The sequence below is a fragment of the Vibrio sp. 1580 genome, from assembly GCF_033340055.1.
The window spans coordinates 1-1291 of record NZ_JAWOVT010000056.1 but is presented as its reverse complement, the minus strand read 5'-3'; the positions used below and the strand labels follow the sequence as shown (position 1 = coordinate 1291).

Below are 1291 nucleotides of genomic sequence, written 5' to 3'. Positions count from 1 at the left end.
TGTGCCGTCCTAAATAAGGTTGACACTTTCCACCCCCAAAATTGGAGAGTGTTATGAAATCAACAACTAAAAGAACTCAGCGCGATTACTCCCTCGCTTTTAAACTCACTGTAGTTGATGAGGTTGAAAAAGGAAGCCTCACTTACAAACAAGCCCAAGAGAAGTATGGCATCCAAGGTTGCTCTACGGTTTTGGTTTGGCTTCGTAAGCATGGTCGACTAGATTGGTCTAAAGGGACACCTAACTTTATGTCCAAAGGAGACTCTATGACCGAGTTCAACTCACCTCCTACACCAGAGCAACGTATTAAAGAGCTTGAAAAGCAGCTCGAAGATGCTCAACTCAAAGCCGACTTCTTTGAAGCTGTCGTGAACGTTATGGAACGTGACTATGGTGTTAGAGTGACAAAAAAGCACAAAGAAGCGTTGTCCAAGAGAAAACCATAGTAGGTTTGAGCGTTACGAAGTTTTGTCAGTTAGTACAAATCTCTCGCCAAGCTTATTATAAGCAATGCCAAACTCAATCTCGTTGTGAACATCATGAGCATACTGTCATTGGCTTTGTCCGTGAAGTCAGGCTGAAGCAGCCACGCATTGGCACGCGTAAACTGAAGTTCTTAGCAGCAACAAAGGGCATTCAAATAGGTCGCGATAAGCTCTTTGAACTTCTCAGAAAGCATCGGCTGTTAGTGAGAGCAAGACGAGCCTATCACCGAACGACTGACAGCCGTCATCGATTTTTCTGTCACCCAAACAAAGTGAAAGATGGGCTGACACCAACGAAGCCAGAACAACTGTGGGTTGCTGATATTACTTACTTGCCAACTCAAAATGGAGAGAGTTATCTCAGCTTGGTTACAGACGCTTATTCAAGGAAGATTGTTGGTTTTTATGTGGATGACAACATGAAAACTCAATCAGTTAAGCGGGCATTTATCTCAGCTCTCAGGCAACGGCAGAGTGAAGAAAAGCTAATACACCACTCAGATAGAGGCTCACAATACTGTTCGAAGGAATATCAAGATATCCATAAGAAACATAGAGTGACTTGCTCAATGACAGACGGGAATGACTGTTATCAGAATGCTTTAGCTGAGCGTGTAAATGGGATACTCAAAATGGAGCTCTTGCTGAAGAAACCGAAAGATCTGAAAGAAGCAAGGACGATGGTAGCAGAGTCCGTAGATATCTATAATCAAATGAGGCCTCATACGGCTTTAAAATACAAAACGCCCGATGAAGTACATCGAGCGTTTTAGTTAAAAAGTGTCAACCCATATCAGGACGGGTCA

1 protein-coding gene is annotated in these 1291 nt (G+C 43.1%); it reads left to right on the top strand.

Annotated elements, in window-relative coordinates; genetic code table 11:
• Positions 1–53 precede the first annotated feature (53 nt).
• Positions 54–1258 (top strand): IS3 family transposase gene (locus R7093_RS23960; protein ID WP_086026666.1). Its coding sequence is split into 2 segments (ribosomal slippage): positions 54–405 and positions 405–1258, totalling 1206 coding nucleotides; the frame shifts between segments, so codons are not numbered across the junction.
• The last annotated feature ends 33 nt before the right edge of the window (positions 1259–1291 follow it).